34 protein-coding genes and 1 tRNA gene are annotated in these 24,603 nt (G+C 61.2%); 8 read left to right on the top strand and 27 right to left on the bottom strand.

Annotated elements, in window-relative coordinates; all coding sequences use genetic code 11:
* Window positions 1-130: 130 nt before the first annotated feature.
* The 20 genes from GTW23_RS04075 to GTW23_RS03980 form a co-directional block, all read right to left on the bottom strand.
* Entirely contained in the window at window positions 131-391 is a 261-nt protein-coding gene (locus GTW23_RS04075; protein ID WP_252914724.1) for an NrdR family transcriptional regulator, read from the bottom strand.
* On the bottom strand, window positions 388-885 hold the full coding sequence (locus GTW23_RS04070) for a GcrA family cell cycle regulator (RefSeq protein ID WP_252914723.1): 498 nt from the start codon (window positions 883-885) through the stop codon (window positions 388-390). The genes GTW23_RS04075 and GTW23_RS04070 overlap by 4 nt, the downstream gene beginning before the upstream one ends.
* Window positions 882-1,223: a helix-turn-helix domain-containing protein gene (locus GTW23_RS04065; protein ID WP_252914722.1), complete on the bottom strand. Its 342-nt coding sequence runs from the start codon at window positions 1,221-1,223 to the stop codon at window positions 882-884. The genes GTW23_RS04070 and GTW23_RS04065 overlap by 4 nt, the downstream gene beginning before the upstream one ends.
* A complete protein-coding gene (locus tag GTW23_RS04060; protein WP_252914721.1) occupies window positions 1,220-2,092 on the bottom strand; it encodes a ParB N-terminal domain-containing protein in 873 nt (290 codons plus the stop codon). The genes GTW23_RS04065 and GTW23_RS04060 overlap by 4 nt, the downstream gene beginning before the upstream one ends.
* Window positions 2,089-3,786 (bottom strand): DEAD/DEAH box helicase, encoded by a 1,698-nt coding sequence (locus tag GTW23_RS04055; RefSeq protein ID WP_252914720.1) that lies wholly within the window; start codon window positions 3,784-3,786, stop codon window positions 2,089-2,091. The genes GTW23_RS04060 and GTW23_RS04055 overlap by 4 nt, the downstream gene beginning before the upstream one ends.
* Window positions 3,776-4,399 carry a hypothetical protein gene (locus GTW23_RS04050; protein WP_252914719.1) on the bottom strand — a complete coding sequence of 208 codons (624 nt, stop codon included), beginning with the start codon at window positions 4,397-4,399 and terminating at the stop codon, window positions 3,776-3,778. The genes GTW23_RS04055 and GTW23_RS04050 overlap by 11 nt, the downstream gene beginning before the upstream one ends.
* Before the next feature lie 127 nt (window positions 4,400-4,526).
* The gene (locus GTW23_RS04045) at window positions 4,527-4,721 is read right to left on the bottom strand and encodes a hypothetical protein (protein WP_252914718.1); all 195 of its coding nucleotides are present in this window, start codon (window positions 4,719-4,721) and stop codon (window positions 4,527-4,529) included.
* A complete protein-coding gene (locus GTW23_RS04040; protein WP_252914717.1) occupies window positions 4,718-5,629 on the bottom strand; it encodes a DNA-methyltransferase in 912 nt (303 codons plus the stop codon). Before GTW23_RS04040 ends, GTW23_RS04045 begins: the two co-directional genes overlap by 4 nt.
* Window positions 5,626-7,041, bottom strand: coding sequence for a helicase-related protein (locus tag GTW23_RS04035; protein ID WP_252914716.1), 1,416 nt, complete (start codon window positions 7,039-7,041; stop codon window positions 5,626-5,628). Before GTW23_RS04035 ends, GTW23_RS04040 begins: the two co-directional genes overlap by 4 nt.
* Window positions 7,038-8,177, bottom strand: a complete 1,140-nt coding sequence (gene dnaN / locus GTW23_RS04030; RefSeq protein WP_252914715.1) for a DNA polymerase III subunit beta — start codon at window positions 8,175-8,177, stop codon at window positions 7,038-7,040. Before dnaN ends, GTW23_RS04035 begins: the two co-directional genes overlap by 4 nt.
* Window positions 8,174-8,458 carry a hypothetical protein gene (locus tag GTW23_RS04025; protein WP_252914714.1) on the bottom strand — a complete coding sequence of 95 codons (285 nt, stop codon included), beginning with the start codon at window positions 8,456-8,458 and terminating at the stop codon, window positions 8,174-8,176. The genes dnaN and GTW23_RS04025 overlap by 4 nt, the downstream gene beginning before the upstream one ends.
* Window positions 8,455-9,441, bottom strand: a complete 987-nt coding sequence (locus tag GTW23_RS04020) for a hypothetical protein (RefSeq protein WP_252914713.1) — start codon at window positions 9,439-9,441, stop codon at window positions 8,455-8,457. Before GTW23_RS04020 ends, GTW23_RS04025 begins: the two co-directional genes overlap by 4 nt.
* Window positions 9,438-9,830: a hypothetical protein gene (locus GTW23_RS04015; RefSeq protein WP_252914712.1), complete on the bottom strand. Its 393-nt coding sequence runs from the start codon at window positions 9,828-9,830 to the stop codon at window positions 9,438-9,440. The genes GTW23_RS04020 and GTW23_RS04015 overlap by 4 nt, the downstream gene beginning before the upstream one ends.
* Window positions 9,830-10,042 carry a hypothetical protein gene (locus tag GTW23_RS04010; protein ID WP_252914711.1) on the bottom strand — a complete coding sequence of 71 codons (213 nt, stop codon included), beginning with the start codon at window positions 10,040-10,042 and terminating at the stop codon, window positions 9,830-9,832. The genes GTW23_RS04015 and GTW23_RS04010 overlap by 1 nt, the downstream gene beginning before the upstream one ends.
* Window positions 10,043-10,137: 95 nt before the next feature.
* On the bottom strand, window positions 10,138-10,728 hold the full coding sequence (locus GTW23_RS04005) for a DUF669 domain-containing protein (protein ID WP_252914710.1): 591 nt from the start codon (window positions 10,726-10,728) through the stop codon (window positions 10,138-10,140).
* On the bottom strand, window positions 10,728-10,991 hold the full coding sequence (locus GTW23_RS04000; RefSeq protein ID WP_252914709.1) for a DUF2312 domain-containing protein: 264 nt from the start codon (window positions 10,989-10,991) through the stop codon (window positions 10,728-10,730). The genes GTW23_RS04005 and GTW23_RS04000 overlap by 1 nt, the downstream gene beginning before the upstream one ends.
* Window positions 10,991-11,860, bottom strand: a complete 870-nt coding sequence (locus tag GTW23_RS03995) for an ATP-binding protein (RefSeq protein WP_252914708.1) — start codon at window positions 11,858-11,860, stop codon at window positions 10,991-10,993. The genes GTW23_RS04000 and GTW23_RS03995 overlap by 1 nt, the downstream gene beginning before the upstream one ends.
* A complete protein-coding gene (locus GTW23_RS03990) occupies window positions 11,841-12,371 on the bottom strand; it encodes a RusA family crossover junction endodeoxyribonuclease (RefSeq protein ID WP_252914707.1) in 531 nt (176 codons plus the stop codon). The genes GTW23_RS03995 and GTW23_RS03990 overlap by 20 nt, the downstream gene beginning before the upstream one ends.
* Window positions 12,371-12,832 carry a hypothetical protein gene (locus GTW23_RS03985; RefSeq protein ID WP_252914706.1) on the bottom strand — a complete coding sequence of 154 codons (462 nt, stop codon included), beginning with the start codon at window positions 12,830-12,832 and terminating at the stop codon, window positions 12,371-12,373. The genes GTW23_RS03990 and GTW23_RS03985 overlap by 1 nt, the downstream gene beginning before the upstream one ends.
* 213 nt (window positions 12,833-13,045) lie before the next feature.
* Window positions 13,046-13,270 carry a hypothetical protein gene (locus tag GTW23_RS03980; RefSeq protein WP_252914705.1) on the bottom strand — a complete coding sequence of 75 codons (225 nt, stop codon included), beginning with the start codon at window positions 13,268-13,270 and terminating at the stop codon, window positions 13,046-13,048.
* A gap of 73 nt (window positions 13,271-13,343) precedes the next feature.
* Between GTW23_RS03980 and GTW23_RS03975 the strand changes: the two genes are divergently transcribed.
* The 7 genes from GTW23_RS03975 (at window position 13,344) to GTW23_RS03945 (ending at window position 17,824) form a co-directional block, all read left to right on the top strand.
* Entirely contained in the window at window positions 13,344-14,021 is a 678-nt protein-coding gene (locus GTW23_RS03975) for a LexA family protein (RefSeq protein WP_252914704.1), read from the top strand.
* A gap of 84 nt (window positions 14,022-14,105) precedes the next feature.
* A complete protein-coding gene (locus GTW23_RS03970; protein ID WP_252914703.1) occupies window positions 14,106-14,855 on the top strand; it encodes a phosphoadenosine phosphosulfate reductase domain-containing protein in 750 nt (249 codons plus the stop codon).
* A gap of 24 nt (window positions 14,856-14,879) precedes the next feature.
* Window positions 14,880-15,554 (top strand): 3'-5' exonuclease family protein, encoded by a 675-nt coding sequence (locus GTW23_RS03965; RefSeq protein ID WP_252914702.1) that lies wholly within the window; start codon window positions 14,880-14,882, stop codon window positions 15,552-15,554.
* Window positions 15,554-15,730, top strand: coding sequence for a hypothetical protein (locus GTW23_RS03960; RefSeq protein WP_252914701.1), 177 nt, complete (start codon window positions 15,554-15,556; stop codon window positions 15,728-15,730). Before GTW23_RS03965 ends, GTW23_RS03960 begins: the two co-directional genes overlap by 1 nt.
* On the top strand, window positions 15,727-16,194 hold the full coding sequence (locus GTW23_RS03955; protein ID WP_252914700.1) for a Lar family restriction alleviation protein: 468 nt from the start codon (window positions 15,727-15,729) through the stop codon (window positions 16,192-16,194). The genes GTW23_RS03960 and GTW23_RS03955 overlap by 4 nt, the downstream gene beginning before the upstream one ends.
* Complete coding sequence (locus GTW23_RS03950; RefSeq protein ID WP_252914699.1) at window positions 16,191-16,580, top strand: hypothetical protein; 390 nt, start codon at window positions 16,191-16,193, stop codon at window positions 16,578-16,580. Before GTW23_RS03955 ends, GTW23_RS03950 begins: the two co-directional genes overlap by 4 nt.
* 233 nt (window positions 16,581-16,813) lie before the next feature.
* Window positions 16,814-17,824 (top strand): site-specific integrase, encoded by a 1,011-nt coding sequence (locus GTW23_RS03945; protein WP_252914698.1) that lies wholly within the window; start codon window positions 16,814-16,816, stop codon window positions 17,822-17,824.
* Between the two features lie 102 nt (window positions 17,825-17,926).
* Here the strand turns inward: GTW23_RS03945 and GTW23_RS03940 are convergent.
* The 6 genes from GTW23_RS03940 to GTW23_RS03915 form a co-directional block, all read right to left on the bottom strand.
* Window positions 17,927-18,002: transfer RNA gene (locus GTW23_RS03940), tRNA-Lys, on the bottom strand.
* Window positions 18,003-18,114: 112 nt separating this feature from the next.
* A complete protein-coding gene (locus GTW23_RS03935) occupies window positions 18,115-19,035 on the bottom strand; it encodes a PhzF family phenazine biosynthesis protein (protein ID WP_152007946.1) in 921 nt (306 codons plus the stop codon).
* A 69-nt stretch (window positions 19,036-19,104) separates the two neighbouring features.
* On the bottom strand, window positions 19,105-19,851 hold the full coding sequence (locus tag GTW23_RS03930) for an NUDIX hydrolase (protein ID WP_252914697.1): 747 nt from the start codon (window positions 19,849-19,851) through the stop codon (window positions 19,105-19,107).
* A gap of 5 nt (window positions 19,852-19,856) precedes the next feature.
* A complete protein-coding gene (locus GTW23_RS03925; protein ID WP_252914696.1) occupies window positions 19,857-20,963 on the bottom strand; it encodes an endonuclease/exonuclease/phosphatase family protein in 1,107 nt (368 codons plus the stop codon).
* A gap of 147 nt (window positions 20,964-21,110) precedes the next feature.
* Entirely contained in the window at window positions 21,111-21,719 is a 609-nt protein-coding gene (locus tag GTW23_RS03920) for a DUF922 domain-containing Zn-dependent protease (protein ID WP_252914695.1), read from the bottom strand.
* Window positions 21,720-21,724: 5 nt separating this feature from the next.
* Entirely contained in the window at window positions 21,725-21,940 is a 216-nt protein-coding gene (locus GTW23_RS03915) for a hypothetical protein (protein ID WP_252914694.1), read from the bottom strand.
* Between the two features lie 269 nt (window positions 21,941-22,209).
* Between GTW23_RS03915 and GTW23_RS03910 the strand changes: the two genes are divergently transcribed.
* Entirely contained in the window at window positions 22,210-22,485 is a 276-nt protein-coding gene (locus GTW23_RS03910; RefSeq protein ID WP_252914693.1) for a YARHG domain-containing protein, read from the top strand.
* Window positions 22,486-23,713: 1,228 nt separating this feature from the next.
* Here GTW23_RS03910 and GTW23_RS03905 read toward each other — a convergent pair.
* Window positions 23,714-24,259: a hypothetical protein gene (locus GTW23_RS03905; protein ID WP_252914692.1), complete on the bottom strand. Its 546-nt coding sequence runs from the start codon at window positions 24,257-24,259 to the stop codon at window positions 23,714-23,716.
* Between the last annotated feature and the right edge of the window lie 344 nt (window positions 24,260-24,603).

Raw genomic sequence — 24,603 nt, 5'->3', positions numbered from 1 at the left:
GACTGCCTTCGCGGCTTGAATGCATTTCGGATCGTCGCAGAGCCAAAGGATCTTGGATGCGCGTGGCGGGGAGTGGCCGATGCCAATCGCGGACCGGGCGCAGACGCCGCAGACGGCAGGATTGAACTGGTCAATCACGATCGCCCGCCATTGCTTCAATCGAGGTCTTGAGCCGTGAGACCAGGGCCAAGGCGTGGTTGACCTTGATCGCGTTGCCGTGCTTCTCGCTCATGACCACATCGGCCTTGATGATCTCGACGGTCGTGAAACGGAAATCACATGCCCTGCACTTTCTCCGCCGCATGACCCGCTCGTCTTCCGGCCTGGTGTCGATGACGAAGTGGCGCGCCGATTGGCATTTCGGACACTGGATGCCGATGTTATCGCTCACGGCTGCACCGATATCTGGTGATGAAACTCGCAATACGACTTTCCGGGTTCATGGGTGACGCATCCGCAAAACCGCGCATGCTCGCCAGCACCCTCGACTGGCCACTTGCATTCGTCGCGACCAAGGTCGATCAATGCGATCATGCGGAATTCAGGATTGATGACTGGTTCAGCTACAGGCTTCGGCGGCTTTGGTTCGGACGCTTTGCGGCGCGGCGCGAGTGCTGCCTTGATCGTCGATGTGCGAACGATGCGCGGAGCTCTCTGTTTTTCCGGTCGCTTCTTCCGTTGCCCGTTGCCGCCCTGTCGCGGCAGAAGTGGGCAGTTCACGAACTCGGAAGCCTTGCGATGATAGATGCTGATGATGCCGTTGCGCACCGCGCCGGGGATTAGCGACGCGATCTGCGAGGCGGAATACCCCGGCTCATAGACCCTCTTGATCGCCGCAATCTTCTCGGCAGGATCCATTATCCTCCAATCCTTGTGAATGGTCATAGCTTCACACCCTTGATTTGTGATGGATTGTTGACGCGCCTGGTCAGGTCATAGTTGGTCAGGCGCGGCTTGCCGGTGATCGCGGAATAGCGAGCCAAGCCGCTCAAGACCGATGTGTGATCACGATCGAACCACTCGGAAATCTTGATCGTTGATGCGACCTCGATCTCGGATTTTACCCGGTACATCGCCGACCATCTGGCCATGACGACCGGATTGCGACGGCTTGGGCTGAAAATGCTGTAGATTTTCACGCCGTACTGATGCGCCGCATCAACCACGATGCTGCGGACGCTCGGCGGCAGCTCGCGCATGATTTCTTGAACCCGGGCGTTCATTTCACCGCCTCTGGCGCCGGCAGCATCATTCGATCGACAAACTTCCGGTCGATGGCATCAATTAGCGCGCTTTCAAGCTGCTCTTTCTTGCCGATGTAAGGCAGCCCCTTGCGGATCCGCTCTTTGGTCTGGGACTGAATACGTTCCATCTCATCGAGAAGCGGCCACATTTCGAGAAAGTCGATAAACGCTTCGCCTCTCGTCACCGCTCGCGGTCGTTGCGAGCATGCCGAAAGAACCGGTAGGATGATGCTGCCGTCCCACATATCCGGCACATCCGAGAACCCCTCGGCCTGGGCGATTGCAGTCAGAGCAGCAACAACATTCTCACGCTTGTGCGCGGTCAGCAGTTTTCGAAACCCGGTAACTGCATAGATCTGCTTCGGCTTCTTGGTCCAGCTACTTGCATTCTGCACCATCAACTCGCAACCAGCCTCGCTGGCTACATTGGCGGCTTCGACCGCCCATTTTTCGCCAGCGGCCAGCGCTGCCTTGAACACCTGCCAGGCGGTGACCTTGGTCACATCGCCATTCACGGCGGCAAAAGCTGCAGCCTGTTCTTCTCGGGTCATGTGCACCACCTGGCACGGCACGCTCTCGATGCCGGCCATCATCGCCCCATGAACCCTGTGCTGGCCATCGATGATGGCGTACCGACCGCCCTCCACCGGAGCGACAAAAACGGGAGAGAAGCGCGACCAGCGGAAGCCCGTTGCAATACGATGGATAGCTTTCCAGTTGCCAGCCTTCAGCTCGCGCTGATAGCTGTCGTCGACAACCAGAAGGCTGATTTCGATCCACTGCAGCATTGGCGCCGGACCCGGCTCACCTTCCGTCTTGAGATATTTGGAAACCTCAATCTTTCTCATTCTGCTGCCTCCAGCTCGCGCCGCGCCGGAAACGATCGGCCGACGATGTCGAAATATTTCTTGTTCGGCTTCACGCTGATGGTGACCGGCATGGTCAGTTCTTCCATGCGGTGCAGCGCTTCATCGGTGGTCTTGGGGTAGGGCGACGAACCGCCGTGCATGGCCCACCACTGCATGGCCTTCTGGCTGGCGTATCCGCCATGCTCGAAGGCGAGCCATTCCCGGTATTCGGAAATGCCGGCGATGTAGGTCACGCGCACACTGTCCGGCGAATAGGCCTTTGTGTGCCGATCGAGCCGCCAGTCGACGACCGGGATCTGCTGCGGAGGCACCTTCTCACCTGACAGGATGCCGACCGACTTCTCGGCCTCGGCCTCGTGCTTGGGCTTTTCTTCGCGCGGGAATTCATGTCCGCAGATCTTGCATGTGATAGAGTTGATCGCGATCAGTTCCTGGCAGCCCGGGCATTCCTTGGCGCGCACGCTATCAACCGAGACTTTGCCGGTGTCGCTTTCTGGATTGAACGTCTTGCTCTCGGCGCCCACGGCATCGACCGGGCCATGACGGCGAATATTGCCGGCATAATCCAGAACGAGGCAGTTCGGTTTCGGCGACCGGGCGATGGCGTTGATGCGGTCCTCGGCATCGCCCTTGTTCTGATCGAAGCCATGCGGCCAAACAACGCGCGTTCCCCTGCCCGCGATTTGGACGTAGAGGGAAACGGACAGGGTTGCTCTGAGCATTGCGATCAAATCGACGCCCGGCGCGTCAAAGCCGGTTGTGATCATGTCGGCAGATGCCAGCGCCCTGATCTCGCCCTTTTCAAACCGTTCGAGATTGCTGTCGTTCAGTCCTTCCGCGTTCCCGCTATGGACGGTCCCGCAGATGATGCCGCGCGCCTTGAGCGCCGCGCAAACGGCCTCTGAGTGTTTGATGCCCGGGCAGAATATCAGCCACGATTTGCGGGTTTTTCCGATCTCGCAAATCTCGGCCACAGCCTTGTCGATGATGTCGAAAGAGACCTTTTCAAGCTCGGTTCCGACGAATTCGCCGCCGGCCCTGCGCACGTTGGATACATCGATTTCATCAATGCCGGCGCGCGAAACAAGCGGGGCCAGATAGCCGTCCGCAATGCCTTTACCGATGTCGTATTTGTAGATCGTCTCATCGAAAAGCCGCGACGATCCGGCGTCAAGCCTGCCGGTGTCCGTCCTGTAGGGAGTCGCGGTAAATCCACAGACGCGCGCATGCGGTGCGATGGCATGCATGTCGTCAAGCAACTGCCGATATTGGCCTTCGCCCTTTGCCGGGACAAGGTGGCACTCATCGATCAGTATGACATCGCGCGGCCCGAGCTGGCGCACCTTGTTGTAGACGGATTGGATGCCGGCGAAGGTAATCCGATGATGGGCGTCCCTCTTGCCCAGCCCGGCGGAATAGATGCCGACCGGGGCGTCCGGCCAAGCTTTCAACAGCGCGCCGAAGTTCTGCCGGATCAGCTTTTTGCGATGGACAACCATCAAGATGCGCATGGCCGGATAGTCTTCGAGAAGCTTTTTCGTGAGACCGGCAAGTACCATTGACTTGCCGACGCCTGTCGCCATTTCGATCAGCGGATTTCCGCCGCCGGCATCCCAATAATCGATGATCGATTTAATCGCCTCGTTCTGGTAATATCGAAGTTCAAATCCCATGGCTGGCCTCCAGTGCTTTCAGGGCATCGGAAAGCCGATTGACCTCGGTTTGACTTCTTGGTGATTTGCAGACCGCAGATGCCGCGGCGATCAGGGCGTAGATGTCCTGATACTTGACGCGCTTTCGCTTGTTTGCCGATTGTGTTGCTACATTCGCCCATCGGCAGTTGGATGGCTCATAGTTGCCGTTCACGTCGATCCTATCGATCGAAACGTTGTCTGGTTTTTCACCCATATCGGCGAGGAAGTTGGCGAAGTCGTTCCATCTATCGCAGACCGAAATTCCGCGCCCGCCGTAGTCGGGATAGGACATGTGGCGCTCGTTTTGACACCGCTCTTTCATGGCATGCCACGTCGAGTAGGTGCGCGACTGGAAGCCGATTGAAGTGTGGCCGTGACGCTGACAGCTCTTGATCCGCATGGTGTTCGTGAGGCATCCGCACGACTTGGATTTGCCACGCTTGAGGCTGTCGGCGGGAACTACCTTCCGGGCGCCGCAAACGCACTGGCAAAACCATTTCGCCTTGTGCTTCGGCGGTTCCGCACCTGCGAATTCCAGGACGATCCAATTACCAAATGACTGGCCGGTGAGGTCGTGGGGTTTACCGCTCATTCTTCACCTCCGCAGGAGGCGCAGAAGTACCGCCCCCCCCTGTTGATCCATCCGAACAAACGAACGAACAGCGAGCGATTGGAGCCGTGAAAGCAGAGCTGGCGCGGGCATCGGTAACAGGTGAGGATCATCCCAACACCTCCCGAACCGCACCCTGCAGCGCCTTGGCGACGGCAAGCTTGTTCTGGAGTTCCCAGCGCTTTTTCCAGTAGCCATCGCCGATCTGCTTGGCGGCCATGGCATTGGCGATGATTTGGTCCTCGCGGGCGATCTCGGCTTCGAGAAACGAAACCTTCTGATTGATCGGGTCGGTAATCCTCATGCCGCGTCTCCCGAGAAGGTGTCGAGAAGATCGCCGGCAGTCTGGTTTTCCTCGGCCGCCTGCAGATTGCGGACAGCGCGCTGGAAATAGGCGGGCTTCAATTCGGTGCCGAGGAACTTGCGGCCCTCACGGATCGCGACCACACCTTCGGAGCCGATGCCCATAAAGGGGGAATAGACGGTCTCGCCCGGGTTGGAATATTGCAGGACGATGCGCTGGGTCAGGTCCAGCGGCATCGGGCAAAGATGCCGTTCCTCGTCGTTCTTGGCGCCGACATTGAGCACGTTCGTTTCGTGGGTATCCATCCATACCGGCGAGGCCCATTCCTGCCAGACATCGAGTGGGAATTGCGCGGGCGGATGAACGACGGCCGGAGTGTTTTCCATGTCGTCGTTCCATTTGCGGAACACGGCGATGTATTCGGGCATGCCGCCGCCGGTGCGCGCCGCATCGGTCCGGAAGTTCTTGTAAAGTAGCCTGTCCGACTTGGTTTTCTGCATCTCCTTGACCGGGCAGCGCCAGATCGTGATCAGCCGATGGAACGTCCAGCCTTCCTCGACGTGAACGCGAATGCACTCGCCGGTGAAGTGATAGAGGCCGCGATCGCCCTTCTCGGAACTGTTGGAATAGAAAACCAGATCCTTGACGTGGATCGCTGTCAGTCGGCCCGGCTTTGTGATGCGCAGCTTTTCGCGGATCAGGTGCCGGTATGTGGCAAAGAACTCATCATGCGAGTCGACGTTGCCCATGTCCCGCTCGCTCTCGGAATAGATATAAAGTGACGAAAACGGAGGTGAGTAAACGGACAGGTCGATAGAGTTGGTCGGCATGCCTGCCGTGAATTCCACGGTGTCGGCATTGTAGGCATGCCAGGACGTGCCTGCGGACTGGTCGAGAACATTGGTCATGCGCTGATCCACGCCGGGAGCGTGGCCTCCTGTTTCGGTTCGTAGGATTGAAGAACTCGGGAATTGGCGGCCGCTTCGCGCATCGCGATCTGCATCTCGATCTTCATGGCGAGATGGTCGCCGGACTTGCGGTCGATAACGCGCTTGATCGCTGCCTCAGTATCAGCCATGGCGATATGCACCTCGACCTCGCGCTTTTGCCCGAAGCGCCAGCAGCGGCGGATGGCCTGATAATAGTTTTCGTAGCTGAAACTGAGGCCTGCGAAGGCCATGCGAGCGCAGCCTTGAAGATTCAAGCCGTAGCCTGCGATTGAGGGCTTCGTGATCAGGACGCGGAGATTGCCCTGGGCAAATGCGTCGAGCCGCGCCTCTTTCAGGGATAGCTGCATTGATCCGCGGACTTCCAATGCGTCCGGAATGCGCTCGGCAACGGCATCGGCGTCATAGTCGGTGTCGCACCAGATCAGCCATTGTTCTTCCGGATCGCTGTCGACGCACTCAGCAACAAGATCGGCGCGATCCTGACAGGTCAGTCGCTTCTCGGCGTGAATAGCCGTTGCGGAAGTGTCCGGCATGCGAAACAGGCGCTGTTGACCGGCGAGCTTGCCCTTGGTTTCCTCGCCTGCATTGATTGTCCGGTCGGCTTTAACGGTGTGCTCGATTGTCGAGATCCTGGGCAGGACATAGCCGTCATCGGGAAAGCCGAGATCGGACGGCAGCGAGACGCACCGCGACCATGACGCGACCCAGCGCCAGAACGCTTTGACGGCCGGCTTCTTGAGCCGGTACTTGCCCGCGTTCTGCTGATCAGCGATGAACCACCGGGACATCATTTCCGGCGCGTCCATAATGCCAAGAAAGGCAGAGTGCTGCCCCAGCTCGGTATGATCGTTCGGCGCCGGTGTGGCCGTGCAGCAAAGCCGATAGGGCGTTTGCGAGAACAACTGGATCAGCTTGCGCGTGGTGACGCCTGCGAAGCTCTTGAGGATGGAGCTCTCGTCGAGGATCACGCCGCCGAACTGGTTGATCAGGAAGTTGTCGATCCGCTCATAGTTGGTGATGTAGATCCGGGCCGGTCCCTCGATCTCGTCGGCCGAGCGGATGTATTTGGCATCGATGCCGAAGCGCCGGGCCTCGCGTTCGTGTTGCGGGCCGACTGCCAGCGGGGCCAGCATCAGGACGGGCTTGTTCGTCTTCTCGACAACGACCCTGCCCCATTCCAGAGCCGAGAACGACTTGCCGAGTCCGGTATCGAGAAACATGGCCGCGCAACCCGCATGCAGGGCGAACTCGGTCACGGCGCGCTGGTGCGGGAACAGATCGGGATGGAGATCTGGGATCTGGTCAAAGCCGCGCGGGGTGAAGGCCACGGCCTTGCGGGCGATCAGATCCTCATACGACGGGTGGATCATTCCGCTGCCTCCAGACGCCGTGCCGGAGCAAGCAAGGTCAGTGCTTCGCGGGCAGTCTGCTCGCTTCCGGTGCGCATCGGCATTAGTATCGAGTTGAAGCCCTCCCGTTCTGATGTAACGCTGATCGGCGAACCGGCATCGATGAAACGCAGCGTGAGTGTGCCGGATCCGCGATGCGCCTTGACCATGTGCTGCAGATATCGGCCATCAAGGGCGGCAATGAGCGGCGGCCCGGATACTGTTGCCGGGATGATCTCGCGTGACGTTCCGGCGTCGATCCGTTCTCGCACTAGCGCCAGGCGACCATCATCGGACAAGGCAAATGTGACCGCTTCGGTTCGCCGGAATGGATAGAGTGAAGACGCCCGCCTGATCGCAGCACTGAGAACCTTGCCATCGACCGTCATCTCGGGCGCATTGTCCGCAATATTGGGGATGACGCGCTGATAGTCCGGATAGGTGCCGTCGATCAGCTTTGACCGGAGAACCGTGCCTGGCAGATCGAAGATGACAACATTTTCGCCGAAACTGATCTGCGACGGCTCGCCAAGCTCGAGCAAGGCAGCGACAGCGCCGCGCGGAATGATTGGCCGATTCTTGGACTCGATCCCGCAATCGACGTAGCCAAGGCGATGGCCGTCCGTTGCGACCAGCCTGCCGTCATAGATGCAGACGCCGTTGAGGTAGTACCGCGTTTCCTCGGTACTCATGAAGTGCGACACGAAGCGCAGCTTGTCGAGAAAGCCCTCGGGAGCCTTGATCGTCTTTTTGATCGGCCTCTTGACCGGGTCCGGGTAGTCCTCGGCTGGCAGCGTGTTGAGCGTGTAGAGCCCGCCATCGAATGCCAACGATGCGCCCGATTGACCCTCAATTGTTCCGAGGGTCAATGCGGTGTCCTTGGGCAGGTTGCCCGAAATCGCGGACAGGACGCGATGATCGAGGCAGATGGAGCCCTTGGCAGACGACGACGGGATCTTGGTCTTGATCTCGATATCGAGATCGGTGGCCGTCATGGTGTCGTTCTTGATCAGGACGTGCGACAGTATAGGGAGTGTGTTGCGCCGCTCGATTGCATGGCCAACGGTCTTGAGGGCGGAATGAAGTGCGCCCGCTGTGGTGGTCAGGTTCATGGTCATGCTGCACCGCCTTTCGCGCGACGGCGGGCTGCGCTGTGCAGATGCTGCGGCGGAACGATGGGATGCCAATTGATGCGATCCCGCCGCTGGCGCTTGCGATCGCCACGCGTCTTTCCGCTCGCATCAATGCGCGGCTCTTTTGGCGGCGTACGAAACCCGTTTGGATTGAGGCGGGCCATCGCCTCGTTGCGGAGCAGGAATTCATACTCATTGCGTGCCGGAGATCCGAGACGCGATGCACTCTTCCATTCGGCGGCGGTGATCTTGTCGAAAATATTCATGCTTCGCTCCATTCCGCGCCTTCCAGCGCTTGCAAAAGTTCGGGTGATGACTGATTGCGATCCGCGCCATCCACCCATTCGCGGCCATCTGGCAGGCGATAGGTGACGGTCTCGGCGCGCTCGTCGGCGTCGATCTGATCGCCCGTCACAAGCGACGGGATGTAGAGATGGCTAGGGCAACCGGCCCGCTGATCGTCGGTGGTCAGTTCTCGGTCATGGCGGATGCAGAACCATTCGCCGTTCTGGACGCAGCCTGAATGCAAGCACGTCCGGCAATTGCGCGGCGGGAATGCCCCGCCATGGCAGACTGAGTGCGCCTCGCAGCCACGGCACTGGTAATGATCGGGATCGTCGGCAATGCGAACCGGTGCGCGCTGCACGAACTTGATGCGCTCGGCACGGGCAAGGATCGCCATGGCGTGGGCCGCGTCATAGTGGATCCGCTCGGCATGGACGCTGCCGTCATTGCGGTCGCAACAGACATAGATCGCCCGGGTCAGGTCGCGCAGATGCATTCCGAGTTGCGCCTTGGCCAGATGGGCGGGATTGGCGACAGCAACGCCGTCCTTGACGGTCCGGCGATAGGCTTGCGTGTTGAGTGCGGCGGTCACGACCAGGTGCGGCGTTTTCGGCGCTTCCTTGATGCCGGTCGCAATGCCGTCGATTGGCGAGTAGAAATGACCGTCCAGCGCCGTGACGCCGTGATAGGTGCCGGTCGAGATGTCCAGTACTTCGACGGACACACCGGTATCGGTCAGCCAGCGGGTCAGAAGCGGCTTGACGGCCATGGCGATGTCACCGGCCCGGTTCCAGCGAGATGGGCGCGGCGCGGCGTTTGTGGCCCAGCGGAAGCCGTACCAGATCGACCGCTCGCACGGCTTTCCGATGTCGGACAGCGACATGCGGACCGGGCGGGACTGTGGACGCGCCACGGCCTCGATTGCCTCGACGGTTGGATTGATGGGCGGGGGAAGCGCGGTCATGATGCAAGCGCCAATGGCCTGCGGGCGCGTTCAATCGCCTCGTGCCTGAAACGCTGCGGTTTTCCGGCCTCATACCAGAACGCTACACGAGGCGGCTCATGGTAGCAGGCAATCACCAGCGGGTCGGCATAGGCGTACTTGCGCTCGGCTTTGCGCAACGTCGCGCCACTCTCCATGGCCGTATCAATGATAAGCAGCCTGCCTAGATGCGTCGGAACTTTTGCGCCATATGGGATGAACGGAATGTGCAACAGATGACTAGCGTAAACAGCGGCCACCGCGCCCGATCTGCCCGGACCCGTGACGCTGCCGATTTCTATGTCGTCAGTGTCGGCGGAAAGGACATGCGCTATCCGTGCGTGAAACTCTTGCTCGGAAACGATCCGCATCACGCCACCTCCGCCCGCATCGCGCGGGCAGTCTTGGCAATCAGCGCGCGGGCACGGGCACGATTGAAAGCGTGGAAGCCCTCGACCTCATTGGCGCATGTCAGATCGGCCGGGGCGCAAATGCTCTCGGGCTGTGGCGGGGTGAAGTTCGGGCTCGATTGTGCCGGGCGCTGGTATTCAGGCCACTTGCAAGGCAAGGCTTCGCCGTTCATTGTCGCGGTCCTTTCGCGGTCAATGTGAAAATCGTTGATGGTGAAGGTGCCGGGCGGGTTGGTTTACTAGGCCTGTTACCCGCCCGGCTGCATGGTCAGAACGGGATGTCGTCGTCGACCAGCTGCTGCTGCGCACCCGATTTCAGGTGCCCGAACGGATTGGCCTTGCCGCCACCAGCCGCAGGGGCCTTGCTTGGGGCAGGACCACGGGACGTCGGTGCCGGGCCGCGGGATGCGGGCGGTGCAGTGCGAGCGGCGGGGCCAGCATTCGCGGCCTTGACGCTGGTGATCTCGTTCTGCGGCCCATACTGCCCGGTCGGGTCGGTCTTGACCTTGACCTTGATGATGCACGGGATCTGCAGAAGCTCGTCGGTATCGGCCACGTTCAGCTTGCCCGTGGCCTCGCGGACCATGGCGAACTGCGAATTGGCGATGCTGATCACCTTGTCGAGATTGTTCATGTTCTCGGCCCACATATTGAGCCGCTGCCAGATCAGGCGACCGGCGAAGTGCTCGCCCGTGATCTTCCATGTCAGCACCAGGCAGCGGCCCTTCTCGGCCTTGCTGGAGATCTCAGCAATCTCGGATTGTTCGATGAATGCGGGATATTCACCGGCCGGGATCGGGTCGAAATCGCCCGACGACGGTTCGGCATTCTGGTCATAGTGTCCTGCGATCTGTACCATCAGTTTTGCTCCGGTTCCGGCGCCATTCCAAGCGCGTGAAGGTAGGTGTCGAGGATCGATTCAAGTTCCATCCGCTCGTTCTGATCGAGCTTGCGAAGCTTGATCACTTCGCGCAGAACTTTCGTATCGAACCCCATGGCTTTGGCCTCGCCGTAGACATCCTTGATGTCATCGGCGATGGTCTTGGCTTCCTCGTTCAAGCGCTCGATGCGCTCGACGAATGACCGCAATTGATCGCGGGCAACTGCTCCAGCGTCCGACATCACGCGGCATCCTTCTGTTTGACCGCAGCCATGGGCGCGGGCGTTTCTTCAAATCCGGGGAGATATGGCGCGAGGGCTGCAAAGCCCTGCCCCTTGTCGTAGCGAACCGTCGCGGGAATGCCGTAGCGGTTCTTGGCGTTGAGGCTGGGCTTGCCGACCGTGTTCATGGTCACGACCTCGCCGCCGGCGGCGCGAACGCGAGCCGTGCTCTTGTCATTCTTGGCGGCCACGCCGGTCTTGTCGTCGGCCTTGATGACCACGTTGCGCTTGAGCAGGATCACGGCATCAAGCCACCGCTCGAACAACGCTCGGTGATCCGCCCTGCCCTGATCGCCCTTCTTGGGCGCATGCAGCGAGATCTGATGCTGGTCATAGGCCGGAAGCTCCGGGTCCTTGTGCTCCTGGATTGCCGAGTGGGCGATCAGGATGATCGCCATACCGCGATCATTGCGCAGCGCGTCCAGCATGGCGATGAATTCCTGCCAGACCGTGGTCGCGAACATGAACCCCTTCGAATATGGGAAGTCCTCCATGCGGGCATAGCTCACGCCATTTTCATCACCGCGCGTGCAGGTTTCCTCATAGACGAGCTTCTGCATTTCGGTGACGCTGTCGATGACCAGCGTCTTGTAGCCGTGGTCGCCTTCATAGAGCGCAGCCAAAGCCTCGACCACCTCGCCGTATGTTCCGAGCTTGCCAAAGCTGGTCAGCTCGGCATCGCCGGGCGTACCGTCCTCGACCTGCAGGAAAACAGCGTTCGGGAATTCGCTCGCCAGCGTGGTCTTGCCAATGCCGGGCGGGCCGTAGATGAGCATGCGCGGCGGCTTGTCCGCTCGCACCTGCTTGAGATCAGCGAGTGAAATCGGCATGATCTTCTCCATTTTCGAGTTGTGGCGCGTCAACCACCAATGCCCCGCTTGCGCCATCGTGCGAGGGGTGGAACGTCAGCGTCATGCGCTGGCATGGGTAGATGGCGACATGCGCCAGATGATTGGCCTTCGGCGACCAGAAGGCGAAAGCGGCGGTCACGAAGCGGTCATCATCAATGATGTCAGCCTTGACCAGCGCGTCTTGTGTGGCCTTGATCCTGTTGTCGATATCGGCCTGGCTTGAGTGCCGCTCGACTCCGATCAGAATGATGACCCGTCCCGCGACCTTCTGGACGTTCTGCATGCGGATCGCGGTCGCGGCCTGCATCTTCCAATCCAGATATTGCGCTGTCGGCACCCTGCCCTTGCCAGCCTTGTTGAGAAACAAGTTATTGGTCGAGGGCGGGGCCGGAATGGTAAAGGTGACCGGGGCAGGCTTGGGAGGTTTAACCGCCCCGGTCGGGACGCCTGGCACGGTCGTCCGGTTCTTGATGGTTGTCTGGGTCAGCATCAGATGCGATCTCCGGCGCAATCCATTGCGTCCATTGCGCGGCGTCCAACACCACCCGAACGGCGCTCGCCGCGATGGTTCGTTGCCGTGCCGCCAGCCGCGCCGCTCGCCAGATCGCGAAGCGCTGCAATGTACTCGCCATGGAAATCCGCATCCTGAGCGGAAAGACGGTCAAGAACAGCCGATGCGCGATTGATGAATTCTGCATGGCTGGCCTTTGCCTCGTTGATCCTGTCGCGTTTCGTCTTCTCTGCAGCCGCAACCTCGGCCAGACTGACAATCTCGTTGTGGGCGACGATTGCCGCCTCACCATGCCAGAACGACCGGATGCGCCGCGCGGTGAAGTCCTTGCCGTGCTTGAGACAGGCGGAGTGGACGCGAGCGAGCATGTCGCCTTTGCCGTTCCATGCGTCTCCGGCGATCTCGCGGATCAGGTTTCTGGCGATTGCTACGTCAGACATGTGCGCGCGCCTTTCCGGGATTGCGGATATCTTTTCCATGACTTTGGGCCTTCATCTGTGTGTTGATCGGAATGAAGGCAGTGAATGACGATTGGCGCGGCGATGCTTGGCGGCTGGCGCGTTCAATCGGGGAATTTGCGCCGGACAGGCGGCGAACCCGTCCGGCTAGACGCGCACTGTCTGGGGTTGCGGGGACTGTGCGCGTGTTGGAGATCATGCGGCAACTCCCGTCCCCTTGGCGGCAATGCGCGCCAAGTCATCGAGAGTGACGCCATCAATGCCGCGAACGGATGCAGATGAGACAAGCGCAGCCCAATATTTCGATGGAATGCCATCGCGGGTGTACATGTTCGTCGCATGTTGCGGGGTGACGCCAAGATCAGCGGCGAATTCGCCTCGGCTTGGCCACTTCTCAATGATGTTTCGAAAGTTGCTCATGGCGAATTTATACGTTTTGTGTAATTTTTGGTCAATACGTTTTGTGTATTTTTTTTTGATATGCCGCTAAATCATGGAAACAATCGGCAAGCGACTGGCGACAGCACGGGAGAACGCAGGGTATCGTAGCGCGCGAGAAGCCGCCGAAACCCTGCAGTGGACCTACAGCACGTATGCGTCACATGAGAATGGTGCCAGAATTCCAAAAATTCACACCGTCAGGAAATACGCCAGGGCGTTCGGGGTGAACGCATCATGGTTGATGACAGGTGAACCGAAGGACGCAAAAGAAGCAGTCCCGTTCGAGCCGCGCGATAGGATCGGTGCCGTTCCAGTCACCGGAGAAGTTCAGGCTGGTCACTGGGTTGAAGAGGAAAGCTTCTCATTTCACGACAACTCATATGTGCCGATGTCTCCTGATCCGCAGTATCCTCCGGACGCCCAAATGGCTTTCCTGGTGCGGGGCAACAGCATGAACAGAGTGGTGCAGGACGGCGATTATGTCATCGCAGTCCGGACCGGACACTCTCGAGACGCAGTTGAAAACGATATCGTGGTGGTGCGCCGCCGCATTGGGGAACTGGCCGAGACTTCCCTTAAACGCCTTCGCTTCGTGGACGGCGCTTGGCAACTATTCCCGGACAGCACCGACCCAAAATTCCAAAAGCCAGTCTACCTTGGCAGCATTGAAAACGGCGACTCCGTCGAGATAATTGCAAGGGTGATCGGATCGTATAGACCGCTCGAATAATAAATTACACGTTTTGTGTTGACAGTTACACGTATTGTGTAGATAGTCGCTCCATAGCCAATCACGGCAATGGAGCCTCACTTGATGTCGACCACTCCCGCAAAAATCCAAGATCTGATCTCGCGAGGGGCGCTGTTTGTCATCAACCACAGCGCCGGCAAAGACAGCCAGGCAATGGCAATTGTCCTGCGTCGACTGGTTCCCGCCAAACAACTGCTGGTGATTCATGCCGACCTCGGCGAAGTCGAGTGGGCTGGGAATGTGGATCACATTCACGCCACGGTCGGCGATCTGCCGATTGAGACTTGCCGCAATCCAAACAAGACGCTTCTGGAAATGGTTGAGCGGCGAGGCATGTGGCCGAGCCCAAGCCATCGGCAATGCACCAGCGATTTGAAGCGTGGGCCGATTGAGCGCACGATCCGCCAATATCTGAAAGCGCATCCGGAGTTCGGCGGCCTCGTCGTCAACTGCATGGGCATCCGTGCGGAAGAAAGCGCTGCACGATCGAAACAGACGCCTTTCCGCTTTCACGCCGGAAACAGCAAAGCCGGTCGCGAATGGTATGACTGGCTCCCGATTTTCGAGATGTCCAAGGCGGACGTATTCGCCCTGATCCGCGAAGCTGGACAGACGCCGCACCCGGCCTATGCGGCTGGCATGAGCCGACTGTCCTGCGTGTTCTGCATCATGGCGAACCGCAGCGACCTGAAGACCGCCGCCCGGCTCAACCCCTCACTTTACCGCAAATATGTCGAGCTCGAACGCCGCATCGGCCACACGCTGGCGATGGATGGACGTGGGCTTGAGGAAGTCACTGGAATTGCAGCTTAACCCTTAACCCTCGGAGACACGACCATGCACCTTTATCTCGATATCGAAACCATCCCGACCGCCGACCCGATCATCATCGAGCGCGTTGCGGCCAACGTTACGCCGCCTGCTTCGATGAAGAAGGCCGACACCATTGCCGCGTGGGAAGCCGAAAAAAAGCCGGAAGCCGTGGCCGAGGCAGTCAGCAAGACCGGTTTGAATGGTGCATACGGCCATGTCGCATTCATCGGCTTTGCACTTGATGACGATCCGGTCGAGTGCTGGTCATGGCCGCTGTATCACGAAGACGAGCGGGCACTTCTGGCCGGCTTCTCGGAAGCGCTGTCCGATATCCCATTTGGCCGCATTCCGACCATTGTCGGGCACAACATCGCGAATTTCGATCTGCGCTTTCTCTGGCAACGCGCCATTGTTCTCGGCGTGCGTATGCCGTCATGGTTCCCGCGCGATCCGAAGCCCTGGGGCGACGATGTGTTCGACACCATGACCAAGTGGGCTGGGGCGCGCGACTATATCAAGATGGATGAACTGTGCTTTGCGCTCGGGATCGACGGGAAAGGCGATATCGACGGCTCCATGGTCGGCGAGCTGTTCGCGGCTGGTGAATACCAGAAGATCGCGGACTACTGCATCGATGACGTCGAGAAGGTCCGGCAAGTCCATCGGCGGATGCAGCTCGCGTTCGGGGCGGCGGCGTAATGACCCGCATCATCCATCCGTCGATCGATGGCGAGGGGCTGATCAGAGAGCGCGAGGCGCTTGGCGGTCCCTGCCCGATCTATCCACCCACATTTGTGCAGATCGTCGCGACCATCAGCCTGATCGGCATGGCATGGTTCTTGGCCTGTGCGCTTGATTGGAGTTTGCCGGTATGAGTGACAAGGCAGAATTGAAGCCGTGCCCGTTTTGCGGGACTGACTTGCAAGACGCAGACTATCCCGGAAGCACTGTGGAGGGTGGCGGATTCACGCTCTCCTGCGGGAAGTGCGAAGCGACATGGCCCCCGATCAAAAGAAAGGATCACGTCGATACTCTCGATAGCGAAGCTATAGCGGCATTTTGGAATGCCCGCATCGACGCCACCAAGGACGCAGAAATCGCCCGTCTCGTGGTCACGAACGAGCGGATGAGGGAAGCGCTGGAGCCATTTGCCAAGGTCTACGAAAAGGACGTTGGCGACGGCGAACACCCGGATGACATCGTCAAGCCGATGATGAAATACAACCACGCCCCGTTGATCAAAATTGGTGATTTGAAGCGCGCATTCATTGCGGTCAATCCCATCGACCCAGCAGGCGGCATGCCCGTCGAGCAAAGCCAGAAAGGCGGTGAAGCATGACCTTCCTCACCTCAAATCAGACCATCCTCGTCCTGACCGCGCTGACCACGTTCTCGCGACCAGGAGCCGTCAACCGGTTCTTTGAGCAGTCGGAACGCTTCGGAACGGAATTCGGCAGTGCCGAAGAATGGGTTCAGGCCTACGACAGCGATCTCGACAACATCGAGGCGGTCTACCGGCTTGATCTGGACATGGCGTCGGCGCCGGTCAATGTGTCTGAATCCGTGGCCGTCGCATGGCTCGAACTGCATCCCTACGCCAAGCCGGCTGACTTCCCGCCCGTCGTCGAGAACTCCGCAGCGGCCCGGCCATCCCGGCTTGTGCTTGATCGCGACGGCGCGGCTGATCTGGCGAACGATCTCGATCGGGAAAGGCGGGTGGCTTGATGGTCGCAGCCGACCAGACCCTGAAAGCCGTACCATGAGCCGCCCCAGCCGTTCCCGCACTTTTCTCAAATGCGAGATAAGGGATGCAGCCCAGGCAGCGGCGGAACACGGCCTGCGCATCACCATGCATCCGACCGGCGAAATGGAGCTTGCGCCCGCTGGGTCGGCCCACAGCCTTGACAGAAGCGACGAAACCAGTGCGGAATCTGCTCTTGCGCAATGGAAGGCCAGCCGTGGAAAAGCTCCCGGGCGTTCACATCATTAAGACCAGGGACCGGTCGGGCAGACCGATCGAGTATCACTATTCCTGGCGTGGAGGCCCACGCATCACGGCGAGGCCCGGCACACCCGCCTACGTCCGCGAGTATGCGCGCCACATGGCCACCAGAACAACCGCTGCAGCCCCGGGAACGCTGTCCGCCATCATCGACGACTGGCGCAAGAGCGCCCGCTTCACCGCGCTCAAACCGAAGACCCGCGCCGACTATGAGCGGATCGAGGCGGTGATCCGCGCAGAGTTCGGCGACATGCCGGCAAAAGCCATAGAGGCCCGCGGCGCACGCACCCTGTTCATCGACTGGCGCGATACCATGCGCGCCACACCACGAAGCGCTGATTACCACCTGTCGGTGCTCTCAAGCATCCTCGCCTTCGCAGCCGATCGCGAAACCATCCTGCGCAACCCGCTGGAGCGCGTCGAGCGGCTGCACCATGCGACCAGGTCCGACATTCTCTGGCCAAGGGACGCGATTGCGAGAGTGATGACCGAGGCGCAGCCGCACCTGCGGGCCGTTTTCATCATGGCGCTGACCACGCTGCAGCGTCAGGGCGATTGCCTGACCATGCCGACACTCGCCTGGGACGGCGAACAGGCATGGATCCGCCAGGGCAAGACCGGCGCCCGCGTCCGCATCACCCCGGCCGCCATGCTGCGCCCGATGCTCGAGGACGCACGCAAGGCGGGACGCGCTACTGTTCTGGTCAACTCCCGCGGCGACCGCTGGACATCGACCGGCTTCAGGGCGAGCTGGCGCAAGGAAATGACCCGGCTGAAGATCACCGGCGTGACGTTCCATGATCTGCGCGGCACAGGCATCTCGTGGCTGCACCACAATGCCCGCCTGCCGATCGCCGATATTGCCGCGATATCGGGCCACTCGCCCGAGGAAGCAGATGCAATTATTCGCCGTCACTACCTTGCATCAGAGGCCGTAGCGCACGCATGGGATCAGCTCAAGACGTGAACACTTCCAGCACGGAAGTGTAAAAAATTCCAACGCCTGTAAAAAACCAACAAAAAAAGCCCCGAAGGGCTTTGATCATATCTTTGATATCAAAAGAAAAAATGGTGGGTGAGCACGGGCTCGAACCGTGGACCCGCTGATTAAGAGTCAGCTGCTCTACCAACTGAGCTACACACCCACACGTTCCGTGCGGAACCGGAACGAGGGGGCGTATAGACCGGATGAAGAGGCTTGTCCACACTGTTTTTTACGCTGTTGCAACAATCACGCCATAATCTGCGTACCTGCCGTCAAACCAGCAGTTTGCCCTCGGAAATCCGCACTGCCTCGCCACCGATCCGGACGTGGGAAACCTCTGCCCCCCTGCAGGCGATGTGCAGGTGAATCAGCGACGGCCGGCCCATTTCGACGCCCTGCTCGATCAGCAGCGCATGGTTGCCCTCCCGCAGGCCGTCAAAATGGTGGATCGCGCCGGACAAAGCCGCGGCGGCCGACCCGGTTGCCGGATCTTCGCCGATGCCTTCGCCGGGGGCGAACATGCGGGCATGGAAAGATGCCTGGTGATGGGTCCCGCCACGGCAATAGACATAGGCCGAGGCCAGTTGCCCATCACCCATCGGCGCCACACGGTCCCAGTCTGCACCATTGCACTCGGCCTTGGCGACCGCGGCCTGGTCATGCACGGGCACCAGCACGAACGGCACTCCGGCGCTCCACAGCGAGATCTTGTGATTTTCAAACCCGATCTCGTGCGGATCAAGCCCTAGCGCCAGCCCGATATCCGCAGGTTCGATGTCCGCGCCCAGATTGCGCGAAAGCTTCGGAAGATCGAACTCGGCAAACCCGGCCTGGCCAGCGCTGATCCGCACGGCGCAGCGCACCTGCCCGATCTCTTCTTCCAGCATCTTGACCAGGTCTATGCCGTTGGCGGGCACATCCGCGCCCAGCCGCCGGTCCGCCAGCGCCACCGCGGCGCCAACCGTCGGGTGGCCGGCAAAGGGAAGCTCCCGCGCAGGTGTGAAGATCCGCAGCCGGGCGGTATGCGCGGGATTTTCCGGCTTGAGCACGAACACTGTCTCCGACAGGTTGAACTCGCGTGCGATCGCCTGCATCCGGTCGCCGCTGTAGTGATCGGCGTCGAACACAACCGCAAGCGGATTGCCGGCCAGAGCAGTGCCGGTGAAGACGTCGTAGATTGCGTAATCTGTCATGCCCAGCGTCATCCTCTACCGTGGCAGCCGGTTATCCGGCTCCTGCCAAGTCTTCAGCGTGCCCGCATCCTATCCATTTCCTTGGGCCTGCCAACCGCCACCTTGCCCGGGTGCGGAGAAATGAAAGTCGACCATGGCCCGCATGTAGGGCGGTGCGGTCGGTCCGGCGTCCTCCACACTGCGCACAACAACCACATCATCGATTTCCTGTTCCGGATCGGTCCGGATATGCTCCCGTATCCGCTCCGCCAGAACCGCGGCCGGGTCGTCCATCCGGAACCGCCGGAACACCCCCACCAGACCACCCCGGCGCCAGCACCACAGCCGGTCTTCGGCATTGCCCCGCGACAGGTCAAGCCCGGTCTCTTCCCGTGCCTCGCGCAGGATACTGCCTTCGACGTCGATGCGGCCGCCCTTGATGTCGGTCTCGTCAAGCGACCCTGCAGGGGCATAGACCTTGCCGGGATTGGCCGTCTTCGCGGCCATGCGGATCAGTAGCATGGCGCCGTCCGAGGACAGGATCACCGCCGAGCCGAACAGGTGCCAGACATCGGCTCCGGGCCGTGTCTTCACCCAGTGCAGCAGCGCCGCATAGGGTGCCCGGTGGCTGATGCCCGAGATCACGCCCGCTTCAAGCGCCAGCCCGCGATTGAGCACCACCGTCCCGTTGAACAGCCATGGCCGCTCCACCTGCTCGCGCGCCCAGTGCGCCTCGACCGCGCCGCGTTCCGCGATCAGCCAGGGATGCTCCGCCGCATCGAGCGTCAGATGGACGCGGTCGAAACCGAACACGCGGTTTTCCGGGATCGCGGCCATCACGTTCAGACCAGGTCGAAGGTCATCGCCACCGGGCAATGATCCGACGCCTTGGGCCGGTCCCACCCGGTGCGCGGGTAGCGGTCGACGTCCTGGCCTTCGGGGAACAGCGTCCGCCAGGGCTGGCCGGCGCGGATGATGTCGGGCTGCCGGTCACGGTTCGAGCGCGTCAGCGCCGGCGAGGCCAGCAGGTAATCGAGCTGGCACAGATGCCGTTCCTCCGGCCCGCGGGTGTGGTAGAGCGTCCAGCGGTCCATTTCCGGACGCCGCGCCACCACGTTCTCGGCAAAGCCGCCGGCGGTCAGCACACGGACCGCGCCGTCCTCGGCCTCTTCCGGCGTGAAGCGGTAGCCGTTGCGGCGGTCGCCGGTGATCACCAGCTTCTCGGTGTAATCGTTGAAATCCCCGGCGACCACGTAGCGCTTGCCGCCGCCGTCGGCACCGAAGCGCTCGCAAATGAGCTTGCGCACGGCCCGCGCCTCCGCCACCCGCACCGCCATCGTGTGGGTGCGGCCGTCGACGCCGTTGCGCGGGGATCCCATCGACTTGAAATGCACCACATAGACCGTCAGCCGTTTCGACCCGATCTTCAGGTCGACCTCGAGGCAATCGCGCTTGAACACCTTGTCGTGCGGCTTGGCGACTTCGGCCAGATCCGGCGTGTAGACCCCGGCCGCCTCGTAGCTCAGATGCGCGTGGCTGGTGACCTCGAGGATCTCGATCTTCGCCCCGTCGAGCGTGTGCTCCCGCGTCATCAGCGCGAGATTGATGCCGCGGCTGTCATTGCCGTCGATCAGCACCTTGTGGCGATAGCCGTCGCCGATCATCTTGAACAGGTAGCCATACTCGAACCGGTGCAGCGTATCGAGATTTTCCACCTCCTGCATGCACAGGATGTCGGCGTCCGCATCGGCGATCGCCAGCGCGGTCAGCTGCCGCGTGTCGTCGGTGAGCGAAATGGCGCGGGCGATCTCGGCCTGGTGGTACTGCGCCTCCGAAGTGAAATCATAGAGCTGCGCCACCCGGTCCTGCCGAAGCTCGTTGCGGAATCCGGAGAAATCGAACCGGCTCAACAGGTTCTCGGTGTTGAAGGTGGCGATGCGTACGGTCATGCGGCGTCCTGATTCTGGCCCCGAAGCGGTCCCCGAGCCTAGCAGCCCAACTCGGCGCCGCAAGCCAAATCGGGCTTTCCCCAGAGGCCGCCACAATCCGGCAGGCAGCATCCCGGCGACCGGCCGCCCTGCCCCTGCAATCCCGGCTCAGCGGCCGGTCAGGAGCCCCAGAACCAGCTGATGCACCGCGCCGCCATCGCCCATTTCGACCCGGTCGAAGGCGCGGCCACGGGCGCGCTGCTCGTCCGACAGCCGCTTGAGATGGGTCTGCAGCTCGGCGCGCACCTTGTGGCAGCCCGGATCGTTCGGCGCGGAGAGCCCGACGCTGACTGCCTCGATCGCCTGCACCATCTCGATGATGTGCTGCCCGTGCACCCGCTCATGTTCGGCCAGCCCGTCATAGAACCGCTTCCAGCTCGAGGCCACGCCCTGTGGCAGCCCCTCGCGCGGCTTCGGCAGCGTGTAGGTGATGATCAGCTTCGGCACATTTCGTGCAATCACGCAGCTGCCATCGGCGCGCTCGCGGTAATCGCGGCCCCAGGTCAGCTTGAACGTGGTGTGGGCGATGGTGCGGCGATCCCCCGAGATCACCGGCCCGTTCTGGCCGATCGACTCGTAGAGCTCCGGGCCCGACTTTCCATAGACCGGATAGGTCTTCACCTGCTCGACCGCGGTCCAGGCCAGCGCCGGTTGCGCCGCAACGGCGGCACATGCCACCAAGAAGGCGGCGGAGAGTGTATGTCGGGTCACGCGCATGGGCCTCACTTGAACACCATCAGATAGAACCACCAGCCGGCGAAGGCCAGCGCGAAACCGGTCAAGCCGAAAACTATGGCGCCCCTGAGACGGCGCCCGGGGTTTTTGCCAAACCCGCGCCAGGCGCCGAATGCGGCGCCGATCACGAACCCCGGCGCGCAGGCGACGAGGATCATCACGATGATGTCCCAGGTGGAAAAGATCGAGCCGATATCGGACATGAAGCGCCTCTCATGGTTCGGCCCATGGTGGCACAACGCACAGCCCGCCGCCAAGCACCCCGCCGCCAAGCACCCCACCGACTTCAGCAGATCGGTCTGCCCGGCTGCGCCCACTCCTCCAGCCGGGACTGCGGTGCAGAGCCCCGAAAGGCCGGGCGACGGACACATTCGTTGATGTGCATCAATGCGCAGGGCTGACGGGCGGATAGCGATGGAGACAGGGCGGCCCGGCACACCGGGTTCGTGCCGCGCATGCAAAGGAGATGCAGATGAAATCCACCCCGATGATATTCGCCGCCGGCCTGCTCGTCGGCCTCACCGGCCTCGTCCCCGCGGCCTCTGCCGCCAGTTGCTGGGATCTCTGGTACGAGCGCAACGCGATCTATGACCGCAACGGCTACTGCTTCTCCACAAATCTCGGCCAGCGCACCTTCAACAATGCCGACTGCTGGACCAGGAACCCGACCCTGAGCCAATGGGAACAGCGCCGGGTGGCCCAGATCCAGGCCGAGGAGCGCCGCCGCGGCTGCAAGGTCAACAACTAGGGGGCTGGGCGCTTGAACACCCCCCACCGTCGTCATCCTCGCCCTTGAGGCGAGGATCCATGCCGTGACGCTTCAAAGACTGCAGTGGCCGAGAGACCACGGAATGGATCCACGGCTCGGGGGCCGAGGATGACGACGGTGGGAGGCCGAAGTTGCATCCCGCTCAGGCGTCACGACGCGCTTCAGACAGCCGAAACCGCGCCCGCGCGAAAATCTCCGCCGGGGTGTGGGAAATACTTTTTGCGGCGCCTGTACGTTATCGCTCAAGTGCAGGCACTTTCGCGCGACAGGCGGGCAGTCCGGAGGGCCGCACGCGGGCAGTGCCTCTGGGATGGGTGTTGGTGATGCGGCGACCGGCAAGGGTCCCGCATCATGGGTGGCGCTGAGCGCGCGCGGCCCGGAACTCGCCGGATGCTGTCCGGCATCCGACAGGCGGCGGCCTGCATGACGCGAAGGTTGGCTTATCCACCTGCCCCTCTTCAGGGCCCTCCGCCCGGATTGCTCCGGCCGCGATCCGGACAGACCGCGAGAGATGCTTTTGGCGCGGGTTCCGGCACGGACCCTGGCCGGCCGTTTCCGGCCCGCCATGTCCGCCACAGGCCCGGCCCGGTGACCCGCCCCTCGCCCGCCTTTTCAGGCGGACGCGGAACGATCCCGGCCCGGTGGCTGGCTTTCCACTGGCGTACTCGGGAACTTGCCCCGCGAAAACCGGTGCCGCCAGCGGAACCCCGATGGCCTCCGCCTCCCGAAACCTCGCGCGCCACGTCAGCACGCCCGGCCCCGGACATTCCCTCCCGCCTGCATCGAAACGTTCGCGATCCATCCGGCAGCGGGAGTGGAGCGAGTATGGCATGGGGGTGGAGGGTGGGGATGAAAAGTGAGGAATGAGGGAGCAATGAAATCAAACATGGCATCACCTCACCTAGACCGTAGGCTTCAAAGAGTCTCCCGCGCCTGCAGGCGCAGGCTCTACTGGATCCTGGCTCAAGGCCGGGATGACGACGGAGGGTCCGGTACCGCCAATCTCCCCCCTTGCGGGGGAGATGTCGGCATCGCCGACAGAGGGGGGTGAACGCGAGGCTGGCGCGAGGGGAGTGATTACCCCCCTCTGTCACCTACGGTGACATCTCCCCCGCAAGGGGGGAGATCAGGCGCGAGCCGCGGGTCTCGTCCAGGCTGCAAACCCCGCCGCAAGGAGCGAGATGGTCTGCTCCTGACATCCGCCGCGTCAGTTGACGAGGAAGATGCCGAGCAACGGGCGCTTGATGCCCAGCTTCTTTTCCATGGTGCGGATCGTGCGCTTGGAGTGCTTGATGTTGCGCTCGACCGATTTGATCTCGGCCAGGTGCTTGCGAACCTCGGAATTCGTCTTCCAGACCTTCGTCTTGCGCTCCCTTTCGAGCCTTTTGAGTTCCCTTTCGAGGTGCGCCACGCTCTTTTTGGCATCGTTCAGGCGTTTCTTGTCTTTGGCTGTCTGCTTCGCCTTCTTGGCCTCGGCCTTGGCTTTCGCCTTGGCCTCTTTCTTCGCAGCCTGCTCGGCCCGCCGTTCCGCGGCGCGCTGTTTGAACGTCTTCTTCGCCTTCTTGGTCACACCCAGCCGGCTTTCGCCCAGCGGTGGGCCGCCGCCTTCATTCGCCATTGCGGGGGCGGTAAACTGAATGCCGCCAACGGCGATGGCAAAAGCGAGAGCGATTTGTGCAATTCTCCTGGCGATCATGGCATTTCCCCTTCGTCGTCCCTGTGTGGGTCCTGTGGATTGTTGCGATCCTGTCATTGGGTCGTCCGGGCTGATCATCTCACCCGTGCCTCTTGTCGTTGTGTGACCTGATACTGGTCCACCGGCACTGACGCGTAATCATCAGATGTGATGAGCCGCCGACACCTGACCGACATGGTTCGAACGACCAAAAAGCCTTCAAACGGCCTGGTGAAGTTTCCGCATCAAGGTCTGGAGAATGCCGGGCTGACTTTTCGGGATGAGATTACGAGATGGAATACCGGAATTCGAACCCGGACAGCATTCGTTTTCCGACACTTGGCCGAAGCCAGGATCATCAAACGTCCCGGCGCCGCCCAATGCGGCGGCACGGTCCGGCGGCGCGGGCAATCGCGCTGCCC

The sequence above is a fragment of the Parahoeflea alexandrii genome, from assembly GCF_024105735.1.
Lineage (GTDB): Bacteria > Pseudomonadota > Alphaproteobacteria > Rhizobiales > Rhizobiaceae > Hoeflea > Hoeflea alexandrii.
The sequence above is the reverse complement of the archived record's forward strand: the minus strand, read 5'-3'. Positions and strand labels throughout refer to the sequence as shown.